The 15,879-nt window shown below is 61.4% G+C and carries 7 protein-coding genes and 1 pseudogene; 2 read left to right on the top strand and 6 right to left on the bottom strand.

Annotation, left to right across the window (positions count from 1 at the left end):
• Positions 1-164 precede the first annotated feature (164 nt).
• The gene (locus tag Q1V60_RS04080) at positions 165-4,898 is read right to left on the bottom strand and encodes a hypothetical protein (RefSeq protein ID WP_300627632.1); all 4,734 of its coding nucleotides are present in this window, start codon (positions 4,896-4,898) and stop codon (positions 165-167) included.
• Positions 4,899-5,179: 281 nt separating this feature from the next.
• On the opposite strand from Q1V60_RS04080, the gene Q1V60_RS04075 reads away from it, so the two are divergent.
• Together Q1V60_RS04075 and Q1V60_RS04070 are read left to right on the top strand one after the other, a co-directional pair.
• A complete protein-coding gene (locus Q1V60_RS04075) occupies positions 5,180-8,371 on the top strand; it encodes a DUF6543 domain-containing protein (RefSeq protein WP_300627631.1) in 3,192 nt (1,063 codons plus the stop codon).
• A gap of 21 nt (positions 8,372-8,392) precedes the next feature.
• Positions 8,393-10,252 carry an NEL-type E3 ubiquitin ligase domain-containing protein gene (locus tag Q1V60_RS04070; protein WP_300627630.1) on the top strand — a complete coding sequence of 620 codons (1,860 nt, stop codon included), beginning with the start codon at positions 8,393-8,395 and terminating at the stop codon, positions 10,250-10,252.
• A 214-nt stretch (positions 10,253-10,466) separates the two neighbouring features.
• On the opposite strand, the gene Q1V60_RS04065 is transcribed toward Q1V60_RS04070, so the two are convergent.
• From Q1V60_RS04065 to Q1V60_RS04045, 5 genes and pseudogenes are all read right to left on the bottom strand, one after another.
• Positions 10,467-10,946 (bottom strand): CS1 type fimbrial major subunit, encoded by a 480-nt coding sequence (locus Q1V60_RS04065; RefSeq protein ID WP_300627628.1) that lies wholly within the window; start codon positions 10,944-10,946, stop codon positions 10,467-10,469.
• 85 nt (positions 10,947-11,031) lie between these two features.
• The gene (locus Q1V60_RS04060) at positions 11,032-12,285 is read right to left on the bottom strand and encodes a hypothetical protein (RefSeq protein ID WP_300627626.1); all 1,254 of its coding nucleotides are present in this window, start codon (positions 12,283-12,285) and stop codon (positions 11,032-11,034) included.
• Positions 12,282-13,022 (bottom strand): molecular chaperone, encoded by a 741-nt coding sequence (locus tag Q1V60_RS04055; protein WP_300627625.1) that lies wholly within the window; start codon positions 13,020-13,022, stop codon positions 12,282-12,284. Before Q1V60_RS04055 ends, Q1V60_RS04060 begins: the two co-directional genes overlap by 4 nt.
• Positions 13,023-13,125: 103 nt before the next feature.
• Positions 13,126-15,651, bottom strand: a complete 2,526-nt coding sequence (locus Q1V60_RS04050) for a CS1-pili formation C-terminal domain-containing protein (RefSeq protein ID WP_300627623.1) — start codon at positions 15,649-15,651, stop codon at positions 13,126-13,128.
• A gap of 119 nt (positions 15,652-15,770) precedes the next feature.
• Positions 15,771-15,879 (bottom strand): annotated as a pseudogene (locus tag Q1V60_RS04045) (adhesin); the annotation flags it as partial.

The raw sequence follows: 15,879 nt of genomic DNA, 5'->3' as shown, positions 1-15,879 counted from the left end.
AGCAAGCTCCCTCGCCACAGGCCGACGGTTGCCTGCTCTAGCGCTTAACTGACTGGCATTGTGGCTTGCCTGCGAAGGCGGTGTGTGATCTGGCGCTTTTTTGGCTGATGAATCCGAGCTTGCGGCAGGTCAGCCGCCGCCGATGTTCAAGGGCATGGCGCAGGCTAGTCGGCGCTAAAGAACAACGTCCTGGCCAGCGGCAGTGCAATGTTCGAACGGCGAATCACCAGGGTTTGTTGCACGCGTCCGGTCTGGCCGGTGCGCATGCTCGCGAAAGCCTGGGCCTCGACGTCGGCCTGGGCCTGGCGTCCCAGGCGTTCCTGTTGCAGGGTCTTGATATGCGCCGCTGTGAAATGGTCGTCCGGGCCCTGGCTTCTTTCGTAATGAAAGTGCGCGTAACACAACGGTTGGCCGGTGCGTGCATCGAGAACCGCATACACCTGCAAAAAGTCTTTGTCTCGGCCTCGCAGCGCCACCCGGCTGCCCTCACGCACGATGCGCACTTCGTTGCGAGCTTGCAGAAACGCAATGTCATTCGGGTTTTCAAGGTTGTTGCGGATGGCCTCGATCCGGGCGTTCAACCCGGCCTCCTCCAGCTGTTGCGCCGCCGCCCGCAGATCAGCCTCCAGCGTCCGGGCCCTGTTCAGTTGCGTGGTCGCCAGCCGGGAGGTGTCCATGCGTCTGCGTTTGGCGGCAATTGCATCGGCGGCCCAGCTTCGGGTTCTGGCCTGGGCTTGCAGCAGTTCTTCCAACGACGCCGGTTCGTTGGCCTTGGGGATCATGGTTTGGACTTTTTCAATCGCTTTGGTGACATCGCGCAGCAGCGGCTGGCTTTTGTTCAGCAACTCGCCCAACTGGGGATCGGGCTGAGGGGGCCGTTCCTCCGGCGTTTGCTCCCAAACGCCGTCATCGGCTTCGGTAAACGTGCCGATGACCGCGCCCACGGAATCGAGCACCTGCGCGGTTTCAACCCCCGGTTGCTCGGTCAACTCACTGATCTGAGCAATGTACATATCGCGATTGCGCGTTCGAATGAGTTTTTTACGCCGGGCGCCGGCACCGGAGGCGCCAGGTTTGGGCGTCGGTTTTGCTTTTGGCCGGCGTGGCGCTTCGGGCTGCGGCTGCAACAGTTCGCTCAGTTGCTTTTCCACTTGATGGTGCATGCTGGTCAGCAGCTCTTGAAGTTTTTCAAGAGACGCCAGGTCGAATTTTTCCGGCTCCATGGCGCGCCAGAACTCAATCTGATCGTCGGTTTGCGCGTAGATGCTGTCAGCGTTTTCCAGCAGCTCGATTCGCTCCGCCGTGGTCATTTTCATCTGGTGGGATTCAGACACCGATTTACTGGCCATACGGGCGCGCTTGATGCATTCGATGACGCTCGCAAATAGCTCGTCGGCAAACTTCGGGTCCGATACGTTGATGGCGTTTCCCCACAAGGTGGTCAACTGCAAGGTTTGCAATTCCTCGATCGAAGGCCGCTCGGCCAGCGTGCCGGCGAGCTCCTGGGCCTTGTCCCAGCCGAGCACGGAAACACTGTTCAGCTCGTCCATATAGGTTTTTTCCAGGGTACGCCAGCGAATGGCCCGCTCATAAATGCCCGCCAGCTCATGCATGATCGTTTTGAGTTCAAGGGCGCTTTGAATATTGGTCTCAGACTCCGCTTCCTCCTCACTTGCGTCGTGCAACAGGTCCAGCAGCGGTAACAGCTTGTCGTTGCGCTCGACCATTTGCGTGCGCGTCTGGTCGCTCAGCAGCCAGGTCGTCCTGATCACCGACTCCAGTGCCTCGATCAGATCCGTTTCATAATGCTCGCGCGGTCCCAACGACCGCAGCGCCTTGAGGTCATGCAGTTCCTGCTGCGCAAAGGTCAGTTTGTTTTCCACCTCCACGCTGTAGCGCTGTTGCGCCTGTTTGCGCGCTTGTTCGGTAATCGTACCCTCGGGCTGCAGGGCGACCCCACGGGCCACTTCCATGGCGACGTTGGCGCGGGCCCGGCCCAGACTCGCTTGCGTATAGCTGCCTTCCAGCGCTTGCCGGTAAGCCTGCTCGTTGTGCAGAAAACGCTCCAGGGATTCATCGGCGCCGCCACGTAAACGCAGGCCCAGGTCGAAATCCCACTGGCCCTTGCCAAGGTGTTTCAGCCAAGGCCCCTGGGTGCTGCCGTCGGCACTGATCACCCGCACAAGGCCCTGCTTGATGTCCACCCGATACAGATGCCCGCGAACCAGCGCTTGCCATTGCCGCGGCACCTGCGCCTGGTCGTGGAACAAGCCTTGCCGAGCGCCACTCGTCTCGGCGCCCTCCAGGGTACTCGGCCAGGGTTCGGAAAACGCCTTGAGGCTGAACGACCGCAACCGCGCCTGCTGTTGCGCCGTGAGCACATTGCGCGCATTCGCCCAACCGCCGGGCTGCGTATACGCGGCGGGCGCCGGTATTTGCTCAATCGGCACTGGTGTTTCAAACGCGGTCAACGGTTTGGCCAGGGCCAGGTCGGCGAACACCGGATGCTCCAGCTCCAAGTGCCGCTGCACGTCGCTGGGCGTGGCCTGATGGGCAAGAATCACCATCAGGTTGATCAGCACGTCCATGAGTGAAATGGCTGTCACTTGCGAGTCGTCGCTCAACAACGCGGGGATGTCGTGCTGCAGGCTGTCGACCAGCTGAAACAGCCAGCCCCCCAACATCAACGGCCCGCGAATGAACGGCAGCACGCTGCCAAACAGCAACCAACCGAGCGTCTTGAGGTTGGCCCAGCGTTGTTCGGTATTCGACACCGACTGTTGGTCGGCCAGGGCCACCAGGGCATTGGCCGTGGCAGTGAACACCTGGCTGGTCGGGTCTTCGTCATTCACCTGCTTGCTGAGTTGGGCGGGCGCCGGTTTTTCATACAGCGCAAACTCATCGCCGGGCAGAAAGTGACGAATATGCGGCTCATGAAACCCTCGATTGGCATAAACCGCGTACCGACGCGGCGCGATCCAGGTCAGCACCGAGTCCTGCAAGTCGCCCGGCGCCTTGATCGCATCGAACAAGGCCTCGATGGACTCATACTCCTGCAACATCGGGCTGAATAACGGGCGGTAGAGCACATGCGCGCCGTCCTGCCCGTCCCGTGGCCCGATGATGAACATCGTGGCAACCTCATCCGGTTCGGCTGCAGCCGATGCCTTGAACGCCAGCGGCCACAGCGCCATGGCCTGGCCGGCCAGTCGACGTTCGGCCTCGGTGGGCAGCAAGGCGGCCTGCACCCGTTGAAAACCGGCCTGGGTCAAGCCGTGCTCGCCCTTGATTTTCAACGCCAACGCCAACATCGGCAGTTGCACGCGCAATTGCCGGCTGAACACCTGCCGACGGCGCGCCGACTCGACGGGGTCGTCCAGCAGGTTCTTTTTCAACAGGCCGGGGTAGGCTTGGCCGACATCGACCTTGCTCACGCACGCCTTGAGCACCTCGTAGGTCAACCATGCCGGCGCCTTGGCGCCCTTGAGCGTGATGGATTTGGGCGCGTGAGGAAGGCCGACCAGGTTTTCCATCGCCAGTTGGGCCAGGGTCAGGGTAATCGGCTGCACTTCGCCTGCGATAAAACCGCCCGGCACCGGTACCGCCGTGGCGATCACCCGGTCGAACCTCAGCGTGATGTCCGCCGGCTCGACGTTCGCCGCCTTGGGCTGCGCCTTCAAGCATTGGCGCAAGCCGTTTTCGGCGAAGGTTTCGATGGGGTCGATGCCCTCAAGAAAATGCTTGCCGGCGTTTTCATGCAGGGCCAGTACCTGCTTCTGTAGCAGGCGCGCATGGGCAATGGCGTCCTCGTGACCGGCGTGGGCCAGCCACAGCGGCATTTCGCTGCGAACGCGTTGCTGAAACGGGGTCAGGCGCGGGACGAACCAGCGCCGTGCGTCGAGGATGTAACTCAGCAGGGCCTGATAGTGCTCGGCGGTGCGCGGCACCTTCAGGTCGATACTGGCGAGTTCGCGCAGTTGGCGCGCCAGATAACTTGCGGCCAGGGCATCGAACGGGTCGCCCTGCACCGGCTGCACAAACCATTGCCCGGCCGTTTCGGTGGGCAGCGTACCGGTAAAAGCGGGCAGCAGCGCGGCGAGATCGTCCAGGCTGTCGAGCACCTGAATACCGCTGGCCGGGCTGAACAGCAACCGCTGTCGCTGGTCCTTGGCTGACTGGCTGAGCAACAAAATCGGCAGCATGCGCGCCTGCTCGGCCGACTGCCCCTCGCCCAGCACATGCACGGTGTCGACGCTCACGCTGCCGCCATGCAGGCTCCACTGCGAATCAGGCCGCGAGCCCTGCACCAACGCCTTGGGCAAGAGCGCGGCGAACGCGTCATCGCTCATGCCGGGCGGCTTCGGCGAATCATGAAGCAGCGCCAGCAAGTGATTGGACAGCACGCCCCAACGCGGTACTTGCAAAGCCTGCGGTGCAACCCACCACGCCTTCACGCTCCGGGTATACACGCTGGCCAACAGCGCCCCGCATTGGTTGATCAAGCGCTCGATGTCGGCAAGGGGCGGGCCGCCAGGCACATACACCTCGCGGTACTTGCCGGCCACCCGATGATGGTGCTCCATCAGTTGCATGCGCGTGGCGCCGGCCATGCGCTCAACCACCAGTTGCGGGAGTGTGTGGTAGTCGTAATAGGGCGGCTCATCCGAGCCATCCGGCAGCGGTCTTGGCGTGCCGACAACCAGCCGATAAGCAGCAAAATTCTGCCCCGCGAAGTGCTTGTCCAGATAAGCCTGGGCACTTCCCCTGGCCACGCTGAGCAGCGAAGGCGGCTCACTGAACAGCGTTTCAATCATCCCGATACGGGCCTGGCGTGACGTCGCCGCTGAAGTTGCGGCAAGCGGTGCCTGGGTTTTAATAGTTGCGTCTGACGTTGTCATGGGGACAGCTCCGGAGAAGTTGTCGGCAGACGCTACTGTGTGTCGGCGGCGCACACGCGCTATAAAATTATGCGTTCGCTGGAACACGCATCCCGGCGTAAAACGCTTGAACATGTGCAATTCGAAGCGAATAAAAAAAGGGGCTAAACATGTATAACTTCCGTTCGTTTTTTGGTTCTTTGCGTCAATAAAACCCGGCACTCAATGCCCACATTTCAAACTTATTGTGCCTGCCCTGCGTGCTTAAACTGCCTGCTCATTACCTGCACAAGGCACCCCTCATGTCAGTGGTTCAAACGGCCACGTCCGCAGCGTCATCCGACGACAAAGGCGTACATTTCGACGTTATCTCTCAAGCCCTGCCCACCTGGGCAAAACAGGCTCAGCCCAAGCGCCTCAAGGCATTGGGTGAGGCCAAAAAAACTATCCGCGACTGGTACCGAATACGCTCGCCCCAACATGACGTATTAAAAGACGCGGTGGCCAAACAGTGGGAAGCGCAAAACGCGGTCGATAAGCAACTTAAAGACTTGCAAGCCATCGACAGCTTCGCCGAGCCGCTATTGAAACACGCCCTCAAAGAACAATACGGCGTGGAAGAAGATGTACGCGACACCTACCTGAAACTGTATATCCCGACCGGCGCTGTTATCCGTGGCGCCACCAGCAAAACCTTCTCGTTATTGCACGCAGCCTTGCACAACTTCAGCGCAGGGGAAACTTTCACCAACGAGTGCTCTTTCACCACCCGCCCCGACGCCGAGGGCCGGTTCGAGGTCAAACACATCAAACACCGGATGACCCTCGGGCAATTCAAGACGCTGGTGCGCAAGCTGGATATCGGCGCCCTCTACCAGCAGCATCTTGAAGAACAGTTGGGGCTCAAACAGCCGGTGGTCGCGGGGGTCTTGCGTGCCAGGGTCATCCGCAGCCAGCAAGCCGCCTTCAGGGCCGCGATACACAGTGCATTGATGATGGGGCATATCGACCACGCCATGCACAACCTGCTGCCCGGCCTGATCGAGGGCCGCACCGACCTCAAACTCAACCGCTTGCCGGTGCGTTGCCACGACCTGGTGATGATGGACACCGTGCTCACCGGCATCGTCTTGATCGGCCCCGATCTTTTGCGCAGTCGCGAGCCGGCGCCCATCGTGGTCTACCTGCCCGATGACCCGGAACACCCGCTCAAGCAATACCCCGATACGCGCGCCTTTGTGCAGGAACTCACCCGCCAACTTCGCCAGCCGGACTATCAACAGTTCTTTTGCCGTTTCGTGCCCCAGGCCAGCCGGGGGTTGTTTCTGGCCAAGCTCAACGATCGCCTGAGTAACGTCACCTGGCATCCCAGGCAACCCCTGAGCGCCCTGCCCAGCTGGCGCGATACCCCGGTCGACTCACCAAACTTGCAGCTTGGCGTGCGGGGGCTCAAGGAAGGGCTTTGGAGCCACCTGCACCGGCAAAAGCTCAACCAGATACTCAACGACAGCCGCGAGATCGCCGTGAGCACCGCCTATGCCGACCGCATGGCGCGCTGGGCCTGGTGGGACAACCTGGAGAAAATCCTCGCTGACGTCCTCAACGTGGCGTTGCTGGTCGCCACCCCGTTCGTACCGGTGCTGGGGCAATTGATGCTTGCCTACAGCGCCTGGCAAATCGCCGACGACGTGTTCGAGGGCCTGCTGGACTGGGCCGAAAACCGCAGCATCGAGGCCATCGAACATGCGGTGGGCGCGGCGCAGAGCCTGGTGCAATTGGGCCTGTTCGGCATCGGCACGCCATTGGGCGAGTTGGTCAAATTGAAACTCTCGGCCTTTGTCGACGGCTTGATCGCGGTGCGCTTGCCCAGCGGAAAACAAGCCCTGTGGAACCCCGACCTGACCCCTTACCGGCAAAAACAGCTGGCACCCGCGCCGGGGTCGAAAGCCGACAAGGAGGGCTTCCATACCCATGCCGGCAAAAAGCTCATGCGCCTGGATGACCATCACTATGAAGTCACCCAGGACCCGGACACCGGCCAGCATCGCGTGGTGCACCCCGAGCGGCCCGAGGCTTATCGACCGCAGGTGTACACCAACGGCGACGGCACTTTGGTGCACGAGGGCGAAGAGCCGCTGACCTGGAGCCCCCAGCGCCTGATGCAACGCCTCAGCCCGCTCACGGCGCAGCTGGCGCCCGCGCAGCTGGAGCAGATTCGCGACATCAGCGGCGTCGGCATCGATGACCTGCAACGCATCTATGTCGAAAACACCGAGCTGCCGCCACTGCTGAACGACACCCTCGAACGTGTTGAATTGCGCCAGGACGTCGACCACTGCCTGGCGCACGTGCGCAACGGCGAACCGACCGGTGAAGCAGACAACTGGACCGCACAAACCCTCACGGAGCTGCCGGGATGGCCGGCCGATAGCGCCATTGATGTGTTCGACGCCGCCGACCTGAGCGGTGATCCCATACGGTACGGCAACCGCGACGCCGACCCCGCGCACACCCTGCGAATCACCCTTGAGGCCATACAGGCAGGACGCCTGCCCGAACAGCTTGTGGCGTTCCTGAACGAAGAAGCCCTCAAGGGCCTGCTCGGCAAAGACCTGCCCGCCGAACCCGCCGGACGGGTACAGGCATTGCGCGACCAACTGGCTGACTACCTCGAGACGCAAAAAGATGTGCTGTTCGACCATCTGTACCGCAACGCGCAGCTCACCGACGACGCCAGCGGCCAATTGCTGCAAGAGCATGTTCCCGGCCTCACCGACACGCTGGTGCACAGGCTGCTGCGCCACGCCTTGGCCAATGAGCGGCAGATCATGACCCAGGAACGCCGCGTGCCGTTGCGCCTCAAGCACCTGGCGCGGGAGCTGGCCTTCGAGGTTCGCGCGACCCATGCCTACGAAGGCCTGTACCCGAACGTGCCGCCCAGCGCCGACACCGAACGCCTGTTGCTCAACGCGCTGCGGTTGCACACCGATACCTTCGGCGACCTGCGCCTCAGCGTCCACACCGGCACTGCCAACGGGCCCGTGCGCTGTAGCGTGGGGCCTGATGACGCGTCGATTTCCAAGGTGCTGATCCTCAAGCAGGACGGGCGCTATGCCTTGCCCGAAGCGCCTCTGCAAACCTTCGACCTGTATGAAGCCACGCTGCGAACACTGCCCGAAGACCGTCTGACCGCCCTCGGCTACCGGCCCGGCCAGGGCCATGCGCTCCAGCAATGGCTAAAAGCCAAACTGCTGCCGCCCGCCGAACGCCGCACCGTACTCGCGCAACCGCCGGTGTTGCCGGTGGCACAACGCGAAACCCTGCTGCTGCTGCAACGGCCGCGCTTCAAGGCGCTACGCCAACTGTTCAGCCGTGGCCGGTCGGTTGAAGCGCGCATCCGACGCCTCTACCCACGCATGACCGACACCGAAGTGCAGAGCTACGTGACGCTGATGGGTACGCCTGAAGGGCTCAACACACTGGAGGCTTTCTAGGCCGAGAAGAAAAGGTTGGAGATGGACCTGCAAGAGTGGCTGCTTTCGCCCACGCATTCCGGCATCCGCCGGCAGGCAGACAACGAGCGCCTGTTCCGGATCGAGGTGAGCGGCGCGTTGCGCGTGTGCTGGGAACAACAGCCACACAGCTACAGGTCCGACTATGGCGACCTGCTTTTTGGTCGCAAACTTGACCTCAGCGGTCAAAACGTCAACGGCAACTTCAGGAATTTCCCCAGGCTTCGCGCAGATTTCGGGCACGTCACCAGCCTGGATTTGGCCGGAGCCGACATGCTCGATGTCGACGCGATTTTTTTGCACAACTTCCCCAACCTCTCCAGCCTGGACCTGGCCGGCAACAGATTGACCGAGCTGCCCGCGGCCTTAAGCGAGATGCCTCGGCTCACCGTGCTGGGGCTGGCCGAAAACCCGATCCGCTGGACAGAATCAAGCCTGGCCGAACTCACGCCCTTGAACCATTTGCGCGTGCTGATCATGTCAAACAACCCGCACTTGCAGATGCCGCCGGATGTCGGCCGCATGCCGGAGCTGCAAGCACTGATGCTTAACAGCACCGGCATCCGCGACTGGCCGCAGGGGCTGTTCAACTTCGTGCGCCCCACCGCTTTCGTGCTGGATATACGCAACACCTCGGTAACCCGGCTGCCCGCCGTGGAACCCGGCTCCTGGGAGGCGCAGATCGTGCTTCGCACCCGCCTGGATCGACAAAAGCTCGACTTCGACAGCGAGAACCTGATGGTCAGCCTCAGGCGTGCCAATGGCCTGGACCCTCATCGCACCTACCCTGCGCGCGGTGAAACCGACAGTGTGTTCTGGCTGCAAGACCAACCGCCAGAGCAGCAGGAACACTTGCAGCAAGTGTGGGATGAACTGGAAGCCGAGCACGGTTCACAAGGATTTTTCGAAGTCATCCGAAGCCTGAACCTGGAAGACAGCGTCTTTCAGACACCTGAAGACGCCGGCCGCTACCGGCTCAATAAAGCGCAGCTGAGCGCGAATGTTTTGCGCATGCTCAAGGACATTCACGTTGACGATAAGCTGCGCGAGCGCTTGTTCACCATGGCCTCCGCGCCGTTCACCTGTGCCGACGCCGGTGCCGAGGTTTTCAACGCCATGGGGATCGAAGTGTTGGTGTACGAGGCTTACCGTGATTCGACGCCGCAGAATCTGGGGCCGGAACTGGCCCGGCTGGCGAAACAGAAATCGCGCCTGCAACAGGTCAACCGCATCGCCCAGGAAGACGTGCGCCACCGCATCACCGCCATCGCTAACGGCGGCCTGGGCCAGCACCTGAACACCGAAGTGGTCGACGGGATACAGGGCGAGGTCGATGAAGTGCAGGTGTATGCCGCCTACCAAACCGCCTTGAAAGAGCGCCTCGACCTGCCCTGGCTGGCCAGCCACATGGCCTATAGAACCTCGGGATATGTGTGGCTGGAGCAGATCAATCAAGCCTACGACAGCGTGCTGGCCCTGGAGGAAGGCGACGGGCTGGTTGACCAGATGCTGCAACACGACTTCTGGCGCAACTACCTGATGGAAACCCACCCGCAGGCGTTTCGCGACAATGTGTGCCTGCATACAGACGCCACCAGCGGCGTCGACGATCTGCGTTATGCGCAGAAGGATTGGGCGCGGGATCAGCAAAAGCCGGCGGACCAAAGAGATGCGCACGTCAGCGAGCAACTGTTTCAACAACTGACGGTGCTGGCTGACAAAATGGGGGTGCCGCACAGCGTGGTGCTGACGGGCGAGGAGATGAGCGATGCGACGTATCTGCGCATACTCGGGGACAGTGTGCGCGATGAGGCTGAACTGAGCCGGCGTTTGACGCGTGAGGTTTTGAGCCGGTTGGCGTGAGCGTGGCGGCCTGACAGCCGACGCCGGGCGAAGTGTGGGAGCGGGCTTGCTCCAATGCCAGTCAGTTAAGCGCTAGAGCAGGCAACCGTCGGCCTGTGGCGAGGGAGCTTGCTCGCGAAAGCGTTGGGTCAGTCAGCCCATGCATTGACTGGCCCAGCGCATTCACGAGCAAGCCCGCTCCCACATTTTGAAGCACGGTGCCTGGCTTACGCGCTTACAGCAACGCGTCAAACACCATGTGTACCGTGCCGGCGTAGTTGCCGGGGCGGTAGTCGTCGGGCGGTTTGACGGCGGCTATTTCCAGTTCCACGCGGTGGCCGGTCTTGGCCAGGGCGGCGCCGACGACTTCACTGCGGTCCAGGGACAGCGCCACGCCGTTGAATTTGACGCTCAGGTCGACCCGGTCTTCGCCGTTGAACAGGTAGGCTTCCTCGCCCAGACGCGCACCAATGCCGCCGCTGACATTTTTGACATCGAACAACGCACGCAAGGTGCTCAGTTGCGACGTTGAGGTGTTGTACGCCAGCTTTTGTTCGCGCTGCACCAGTTGCGGGTCTACCGGCAGTACATAGAAATTCACGGTCGGGATGTTCACGTACAGCTCAAAGGTTTCTCGCTCCACAGCGGCCAAGGCCAGGGTGGCGGGCAGGCAGAGCGCGGCCAGTGAAAGACCGGGTAGCAAGGGCTTGAACATAGATTTCACCTGTTGCTGGCTGGGGGCCGCGCCGCTGAGCGCCGCCTGCGCCTTTTGTATTGAACGGCACCACATGGACCGCCCGTTAAACTTCCGAATCCCAGATCACCGTGACCTGGCCCGAGTAATGCCTGGCGCTGAAGCCCTTGAGCATTTCATCGACTTCATCGGGGGGGATTTCAAAATGCAGCGTCCCCGGTTTGCGGTCGACATACAGGCTGGGTTCGAACAATTCGGTACCGCTGCCGTCGCGTAACAACGGCAACCGATTGACCGCTTGCCCGCGGCCGTCAACGATGCCGTAAGGCAGGCTCACGCTAATGTTTACCGGCACCGAATGGCCGACGGAGGGCTCCCATAACGCGCAGGTATTTGCGTCGCTGTACCGGCATTCAAGGCGCATTTTGAAGCGTGAGGAGGCCGCGATAAGAAATGTCTGGTCTCGGAACAGCCGTGTGGGTTTGCGCCCGCTCTGCAACCACTGCTGCCAGCCGCCCAGCGGTTCCAGCTCCACGCGGTCGCCGCCAGGGGGAAGTTCCACCTTGAGCACGTGTTCGACATTGAGCGTGAAGTTGAAGGTAAAGAGTTCGTCGTCGGGGATCATCACATCACCGAAGTCGAAATCGCCGTTTGGCCCTACGCGGAAAGTGATAGTCCCGGTGTATTGCCCGGTTTTCATTTTCAACGGGTTGGGTGTGCGCAACTCGTAGGCGAACTCCAGCAGCGAATGCCAGAACGAGGAAATATCCATAGTTGGCGTTCGGCTACAGACACCGGCGTTTTCCGGCACGATCCAGAAAAACAGCGCGAAACTGTTTCCCGCCGCAATATAGTTGGTGCTGGTGCAAGGGCTGGGTGCCGTTCTCCAGCGGCTGGCCCAGCTTTCGCCGGACGGCCCGGCCCATGCCGACACGCCTGGCGGGCGCGGCAATCCCCAGGCTCCGCCCACCCCGGCGATGCGCATCTGCACAATCTCGGTGGCGCCTGTTGCGCTGTGAGTGACCTGCACATCGCGAAAATCGGAAGGCACCTTATACATCATGCCTTGGCGTGGGTCGGTGTGATTGGCGAGGATCGGCCCATTCGAGCGAACGACGAAGGGCACCCGAATGCTGAATATCCCCAGCGCCTTGCAGATGGTCGGGATGTGCCCAGGGCAAATACCACTTTCAGGAGTGGTATTGACGAACTTATTGAACGACGGGTTGCTGGGATCAGGCCGAAACACCGCCGTGATTTCCTGCACCGTCGCGCTCGCCGTTACGCTGAAAACGCCCGTCACCAACGCCAGCAGCAACGGAACGAACGATGGAAGCAGTAGGCTGCGCTGACGGTTCATCCTTTGATCTCGATCTGTTTTTTCTGGTTGCCTTCAATCAGGCTGAAGCGGTAGTAACGGCCCGGCTGCTTGTCGAACTGGAAGCTGCGACCGGCCATCACATGGTGCTTGATGGTGGGTTTGCAATCCTGCTCGGTGCTCACCGCGCAGTCTTTGAACTCATCGACCACCACCACGCTGTTGCCGTTGTTGCGCAACGCGTACTTATCGGGCGCGTCGTGCACCACGGTGTCGAAGCGGGTGTTTTTCGGCCGCACGAAAAATACCGTGCCGTAACCGGCCAACACCTTGACCCCGGCCGCCAGCCCCTCGCGGTACGCTTCGCGCTCCTTGTCGTTCATACCGAATTCATCGTCTTGCTCGGGCATTACCGGGATGAAACGCACGCGAAAATAACGCTCTTTGTCGCGCTCGCCCATAAACAGCAAACGCGTGCCCTGGGTGGCGTTGGCCGGCACGATCAGCCGCGCCGGGCTGGCCATCAAGCCATCGCGAGAGACGGCGCCGGGCTGGTTTTCCAGGGGCACCTCGCGGTAGGTACCGTCATCGTTGAACTGCATTTCGAGGATGTTGACCTTGACGAACGCGGTGGACGTGCCGCCGTTGAACACGCGCTTCATGTAGGTACTCTTTTCGCCATCGAGGTAGTCGTAAACCACCCCGACATTGATCTGCGGCCCGGCTTGAACGCCCTGAAAGACTGCGCACAAACTCGCTGCTACTAATAAACGTTTCATTTCTACCAACCTCAATGCGTTGAATCGGACCTCTGCGGCCACAGGTTTAACCGTGCGAATCCCAGTCACCGCCGAACAGGTGCAACGGCAGTGCTCAAGCCTGTCAGCCGGCGGCGCGGTCGGTGCGGGCAACATCGGCCAGGGTGTCCGGCGTGCAGCGCAGATCACCGATCATCAGCACGTCGCTTTCCTGGCGGGCCTGGCTGGGGTCGAGACGGAACTGGCAGAGCAACTGGTTTTTGTAGCGCACCTCCAGGGTCGGCGCGCTGGCGTTCATTTCCATCGAGAAGAAGCCGTCCACTTCACTCACCCCACGGCTGGCGTGGTTGATCACGTGGTGACCCTTGAGCGGTTGACCCTGGGCGTCCAACAGGCGTCCGAGCACGGTGACGGTTTTCATCACGATGATCTTGCGATAGTCCACCCCGCCCTTGTTCAGGTGATAAGCCGTGCGGGTGGGTTGAATACTTGCCGCCGGGGGATGGTTGCCCTCGAAATCGAAGGTGACCATGCTGTTTTTATAGGCGGTAATCGGCACGAAATTACGCCCCGGCCGCAAGAGGGCACCGCCGCCGGTCAAGTCGTCGGCGCGCAGGGTGATGTCATCCAGGTCGGTTTCCACGTCCACGATCATGCCCGCGCCGCGCCCGTGGTACTGGCTGCTCATCACCATCTTCTGCCCGCCCACGGCGACCGTGCTGCTCAGGTTCAAGCCGCCGGTGAGCTCACCGCTGAAGGAGGAGCGCTGCACAAAGCCATCTCCGTACAGGCTGTCGGTGGCAAAACTGGCCATGCCCGACAGGCCGACGCCGTAGGTATCGGTAATGGCTGTGGCCGAGACGCTTTGCAGAACATGGCCCTGCAGGTCCTTGCGGTAAGTCACCGAGGCGTTGTTGTCACGCGCGCCGTCGCGGGAAGTGCGCGTGCCGATGCTGCCGGACCACTGCTCGCCCGGACCGCCGAGCGCCATGGTGATGCTGAGGTCGACGCCACGGTTGCGCCGGTCACCGGTGCTGGAGCTGGCCGGGCGGTCGAACACTGAAAAACGCCAGCGCGCATCGCTGCCCATCACCGTGCTGCGCTGGGTCCAGCCCAGGTCCAGCCCCAGGCCCTGGGTGTTGCCTTCGCTGTAGGCCAGCCGGCCGTTGATCGACGTGTTCACGCTCACACGGTGGTTGAGCGACAACGATGAGTTGCTGGTCTGGCCGACGTACACATTGCGCTGACGAATGCGCGTGCCATCGGGCAGGCTTTCGTAGGTGTTGCGGGTGTCGAGCCAACTGCGGTTATGGCTGACCACCACGCTGCCCCGGCTATAGCTGTACAAGCCTTGCACATCCATGCCGGTGCCGTGCTGCTCGGTCTGGTAGACGTTGGCATACACGCTCGTATTGTTGGCAATTGTCCAGTCGATGGACGTGCCGTATTGCATTTTCTCCTTCACCTGGCGCGTCGACAGCCCCAGCACCACACGCGGGTGCAACAGGTAGTTGAGGCCGAAACCCGCGGTGGTGAACCCGTCGGGCTGTTCTTCATAGTTGCTCAGCAGCCGGGTTTCGCGGCCGGCGAACAGGTTGTAGCGCCAGCGGTCTTCGGCGTTGCGCCAGTTGTTGGGTTTGTACACCAACTCCTGGGTGGTGGCGGTGACTTGCCCGTCTTCCACCAGGCGTACTTCCACTTCATAAATACCGCCGGGCAGCGGGCGGGTATCGAGGGACTGTAAGCCGGCACTGACCGACTGGGTATTGATCAACAAACCGCTGCGGTAGATCTCCACCGCCGCCTGGCGGTTGGCGGTGACATAGATCGGATACACGCTGGGCTTGGGGTTGTTGATGAGCAGGCTGTCGGAGCTGCCGAACATCACGCCCAATGCCGTGTCGGGATTGGCGCCGAACGATCGGATCTGGCGCGTCAGGCCGTCGGAACTTGGCGTGAAATAGCCAAGCCGCAGGAACTGGCCGTCCATTTCCCGTTGGGTATAAAGCTCATGGACGGCGTGGTAGACCTTGTCATCGTCCGGGCCGCCCTGGCGCGAGAGCTGCAGGTCGAACGACTGGCTCCAGTTACCGATGCTGGAATTGGCATTGAGGCCATACCGCCCGCCCGTGGGCTGGTCCTGGCCGCCATTTATATTAAGTTGGTTATTGAAGATCAGCCCGAAACTGCCGGCCTCCGGCTGATCGTAATAACGTTTGGTTTCGGCACTACGCTCGACGTTCTGCGTGAGGATCGAAACCAATGAATTTTCGAGACTGTAATGCACCGCCAACAACCCGGCCGGGCAATCGGTCTCGCACGCGCCCAGCAAGATGCCTTGTGTCAGGCGTTGTTCCCATTCATCCCGCTCGTTGACCTTGATCGAACTGTCGCCGGTCTCGGTAAACTCCAGCAAGGTCAGGCGGTCGTCCCGCCCGAGCACGATCATTGCATCGCCAAGATATTGCTGGTCGAGTTCTATACGCACCACCAGGGGCACATCGAAAAAGTGTGTTTCAAAGTCAGCGGGTAAACCCTTGGCCTGGGACAACAGACTTTTCGGTGTCGTGCCTGGCGCAGTCGGCGCGGCCAGAACATCGGCGCAAAGCAACAGCGCGAGGGCACCCGCGAGGGGGGTCTTCGGAAACATCGAGGCATCTCACAATCAGACGTTCAGAGTGTGGAAGCAGGCCGACCGTAGGGGAGTGAACAACCGGCCCGCTAAGTTATGCCGACGGTCTGGAGAAGACCATCAGGCATCCGAACGCATCAAGGACGAGGCACAGCGTCGAAGATGACGGTCAAGTCGGCGGTGTAGAGGCCGCTCTGGCTATCGGCCGGCTTGGCGGCGGCAATCGTCATGTCGGCTTGGGTGCCT

It is taken from the genome of Pseudomonas sp. (genome assembly GCF_030147005.1).
Lineage (GTDB): Bacteria > Pseudomonadota > Gammaproteobacteria > Pseudomonadales > Pseudomonadaceae > Aquipseudomonas.
This window is presented reverse-complemented; position numbering and strand designations above follow the sequence as displayed.